The sequence below is a fragment of the Lishizhenia sp. genome (assembly GCF_033720595.1).
In the GTDB taxonomy this organism is placed as follows: Bacteria; Bacteroidota; Bacteroidia; order Flavobacteriales_D; family Crocinitomicaceae; genus Lishizhenia.
The window spans coordinates 1-4,001 of sequence record NZ_JAWWCF010000228.1; the positions used below are offsets into that span (position 1 = coordinate 1).

Below are 4,001 nucleotides of genomic sequence, written 5' to 3' on the forward strand. Positions count from 1 at the left end.
ATCGGCCTGACCCTGGTCGCCGTCGGCACGTCGCTGCCCGAGCTTGCGACTTCGGCCGTGGCGGCGCTTCGCGGGCGCGGCGACGTGGCACTCGCGAACGTGATCGGGTCTAACATCTTCAATATTCTCATGGTACTCGCGATCAGCAGCCTGATCAAGCCCAAGGTATACGACCAGATGTTCAATACAGACCTTTACCTCGTGGCCGGTGGCACTGTGTTTCTTTTCATTGCCATGTTTACAGGTAAAAGAAAAAAACTGGACAGATGGGAGGCCGCGCTGTTGCTCTTTTCATACATTGGCTACACTACGTATTTGATCAGTAAAGAATTCTAAACCCGGTGATTGCCCAATCACGTTGTTAACGCGCATTATGAAGTGGCCGTACGGCGAGAACACCGGGAAATACATCTTTAATGATGCAGGAATTAAATTCTGTGTTACCGGTACAGAAGAATTATTTCACAAAATATCTGATATTCAATCAGAGATTCCAAGTTTAGAAAAAATATATTGTTTCGATGAAATTGAAGGTGGAAATCACTGGAGTCTTATAAAAAACGAAGCAGGTAAAACTGATGACCAAGAAGTTGAAGATCGAAAAGCTGTTATCAAAAATGACATGCTTGCTACTATGATATATACCTCTGGTACAACAGGTAATCCTAAAGGTGTAATGTTATCTCATAACAACTTAATATCAAATGTACTAGGTTGTAAACCAAGAATACCTGCAGATAACCATTCTCGCGTATTATCCTTCCTTCCTGTTTGTCACGTGTATGAACGCATGTTACATTACTTATACATGTATTTGGGTTGTTCTATTTACTTCGCAGAGTCTATGGAAACAATTGGAGATAACATTAGAGAAGTGAAACCTCATGTGTTTACAGCGGTGCCTCGATTGTTAGAAAAAGTTTACGAAAAGATAATGGCCAAAGGAGATGAATTAACCGGAATTAAACGCAAGTTGTTCTTTTGGGCGGTTGGATTAGCAGAAGAATATGATGTACAAGGTAAAAGTGCTTTCTATAATTTCAAACTCGGTATTGCCAGAAAACTCATCTTTTCTAAATGGCAAGAAGCATTAGGTGGAAATGTTAAAGCGATTGCCTCTGGAAGTGCAGCATTGCAACCAAGATTAGCAAGAATATTCTTAGCAGCGGGTGTACCTATCTTAGAAGGATATGGACTTACAGAAACCTCTCCAGTAATATCAGTAAACTGTTTCAAAGCAGGAATTAAGATTGGATCTGTTGGTACTACACTGGATGGTGTTACTGTTAAAATTGCAGAAGATGGAGAGATTTTAGCCAAAGGACCTAATGTTATGATGGGGTATTACAATCAACCTGAGAAAACTGCAGAAGCAATAGATGCTGATGGTTGGTTCCATACAGGTGATATCGGTCAAATTGAAGATGGTAAATTCCTAAGAATTACGGACAGGAAAAAAGAAATTTTTAAAACATCAGGAGGAAAATATATCATCCCTCAAATGATGGAAAACAAGTTCAAAGAAAGTAGATTTATTGAACAGATTATGGTGATTGGTGAAGGTCAAAAACACCCTGCTGCACTCATCGTTCCTCAATTCGAATTCTTGAGAGAATGGGCTAAACGTAAAAACATTGGTCTTTCTCCAAATGCGAGTAACGATGAATTAATCGCTCACCCAAAAGTGATTGAACGCATCAAAAGAGAGGTTAATGACTACAATGAAAACTACGGTAAATTCGAACAAATTAAAAAGTTCGAACTACTCAATAAAGAAATGAGTATCGAAGGTGGTGAACTAACTCCTACCCTTAAATTCAAGCGAAAAATCATTCTAGAAATGCATAAAGACAAAGTCGACGCAATTTATAATTAATCATATCTCGGGAAGTTGTTTTGTGCAACTTCCCTTTACTTTTTTAATCAAATCACACCTAAAATGAAATTCCTAACATTTCTATTTTCCATGATGATCCTGCTGTCGTGCACAAAACAGGCCGACATGATCGTTATTAAAGATTGTACGGGAACTTACCTTAGAAAAAATGATAAGGACTTTAAAGTATGCAATGAAGAATTACTCAACGAGTACGAAGACGAACAAGTAGTTACTATAACTTACACCCGAGTGGATGAAGCATGTAAACCAGAAGGTTTTGTTTGCGAATTATACCATCAATTTGAGTACTACATTGAAGTAGAAACTGTACAATAGGTTAATTTTCAGTTACAAAAGTGATTTTCACCACACCTTGATGATACTTCGGGTAATGGGTACCTTTTTCAAATTTGTATTTAAGAATTGTATTCTTTGCTTGAATCATACTTGGCGTACTTTTTATTGTACTCTTAGACCTGTCTAATACAACCGAACTTACCGCTCCTTCACTATCTACGGCAATGTTAAAATACATCACACCTGCCGATTTTCCCTTTAATTTAAAGTTGGTAGAAGTCAACAAAGACCTATTGTCTGTTTTAAGATCGCCACTCACTTGTGCAGAAGCCAATAAAGTGAACGCCGTAAATATTAGCGCAAAGAATATTTTCATGTTTTAAGCTATTTTACTCCAATTCGGTTTGGAGCGCATTATGGTTTTTAATTTTGTACGTATAAAACCATGTTTAGTTTCTTGTAATTTAGGATCAACTTTAAGTATGTTTCTAGCCGTTTCTCTTGCAATGGTAACTATTGGTCCGTCCGTAACTAAATCAGCAATTTTAAGGTTCAGTAAACCACTCTGTTGCGTACCCATAATATCACCAGGACCTCTTAACTCCAAATCAACTTCAGAAATTCTAAACCCATCATTGGTCTCTACCATGGTTTCGAGTCTTCTTTTTCCTTCTTTGGAGATTTTATCACCTGACATTAGGAAACAATAAGATTTTTCGGCACCACGCCCTACTCTACCTCTTAACTGGTGCAATTGTGAAAGTCCAAATCGTTCAGAACTTTCGATAATCATTACACTTGCATTCGGAACATTTACACCTACTTCAATTACGGTTGTTGCCACCATAATCTGAGTTTTTCCGGCAGCAAACATTTGCATTTCAAATTCCTTATCTTCTGGTTTCATTTTACCATGAACCATACTTATTTGATATTCGGGACGAGGAAAGCTTCGTTGAATAGATTCATACCCATCCATTAAATTCAGGTAATCCATACTTTCAGATTCCTCAATCAAAGGGTAAACAATATATACTTGGCGTCCCTTTTCTATTTCTCTTTTAAGAAAGGAAAATATTTGAGGTCTTGCCTTTTCGTAACGATGTTGGGTTTCTACCGGTTTTCTGCCCGGTGGCAATTCGTCGATAACACTCACATCCAAATCTCCATAGGCTGTCATGGCTAAGGTACGCGGTATAGGTGTTGCCGTCATCACCAACACATGTGGCGGACGTGTATTTTTCTTTTGCAACTTAGCCCTTTGCGCAACACCAAACCTGTGCTGCTCATCTATCACAACCAAACCTAAGTTCTTAAACTTTACTTTAGGTTCGATTAAGGCATGAGTTCCAATCAATATATCTATCTCTCCAGCCTCTAATGCTTCATGTAGAATTCGTCTTTCCTTGGTTCTAGAAGACCCCGTCAATATGGCAACCTTTAAATCCATTTTGGCTACCAATTCACTAATAGACTCAAAATGCTGCTTGGCAAGAATTTCGGTTGGAGCCATTATCGCAGCCTGAAAACCATTTCCTACTGCAAACAACATAGTTAATAATGCCACTAAGGTTTTACCTGAACCTACATCTCCCTGTAACAAACGATTCATTTGTTCTCCCTTTTTAAGATCCAAACGAATTTCTTTTAACACCCGCTTTTGGGCACCCGTTAGTTCAAAGGGTAAATAATTAGCGTAAAAATCATTAAAGACATCTCCCACTTGTTCAAAGGTAAAACCTTGAGATTTGGAAGCGATGATCTTCTTACGCATGAGTAATTCAAGTTGTAGAAACAACAACTCTTCAAATTTCAGGCGGAATTG

At 38.3% G+C, this 4,001-nt stretch carries 5 protein-coding genes; 3 read left to right on the top strand and 2 right to left on the bottom strand.

The window, feature by feature from the left end; genetic code table 11:
• From R3333_RS12960 to R3333_RS12970, 3 genes are all read left to right on the top strand, one after another.
• The coding region (locus tag R3333_RS12960) for a sodium:calcium antiporter (RefSeq protein WP_413468686.1) at nucleotides 1-336 on the top strand (336 nt) is incomplete at its 5' end.
• Between the two features lie 37 nt (nucleotides 337-373).
• A complete protein-coding gene (locus R3333_RS12965; RefSeq protein WP_318959195.1) occupies nucleotides 374-1,876 on the top strand; it encodes an AMP-dependent synthetase/ligase in 1,503 nt (500 codons plus the stop codon).
• Between the two features lie 63 nt (nucleotides 1,877-1,939).
• Entirely contained in the window at nucleotides 1,940-2,215 is a 276-nt protein-coding gene (locus R3333_RS12970) for a hypothetical protein (RefSeq protein WP_318959196.1), read from the top strand.
• Nucleotide 2,216: 1 nt separating this feature from the next.
• Here R3333_RS12970 and R3333_RS12975 read toward each other — a convergent pair whose 3' ends face one another.
• On the bottom strand, nucleotides 2,217-2,552 hold the full coding sequence (locus tag R3333_RS12975) for a hypothetical protein (RefSeq protein WP_318959197.1): 336 nt from the start codon (nucleotides 2,550-2,552) through the stop codon (nucleotides 2,217-2,219).
• Between the two features lie 3 nt (nucleotides 2,553-2,555).
• On the bottom strand, nucleotides 2,556-4,001 hold a 1,446-nt coding region (gene recG, locus R3333_RS12980; protein ID WP_318959198.1), incomplete at its 5' end, for an ATP-dependent DNA helicase RecG.

Excerpts from the sequence above, each read along its gene's own strand:
- R3333_RS12970 (WP_318959196.1), top strand. The coding sequence starts at position 1,940 with ATGAAATTCCTAACATTTCTATTTTCCATGATGATCCTGCTGTCGTGC.
- R3333_RS12975 (WP_318959197.1), bottom strand. The coding sequence starts at position 2,552 with ATGAAAATATTCTTTGCGCTAATATTTACGGCGTTCACTTTATTGGCT.
- R3333_RS12965 (WP_318959195.1), top strand. The coding sequence starts at position 374 with ATGAAGTGGCCGTACGGCGAGAACACCGGGAAATACATCTTTAATGAT.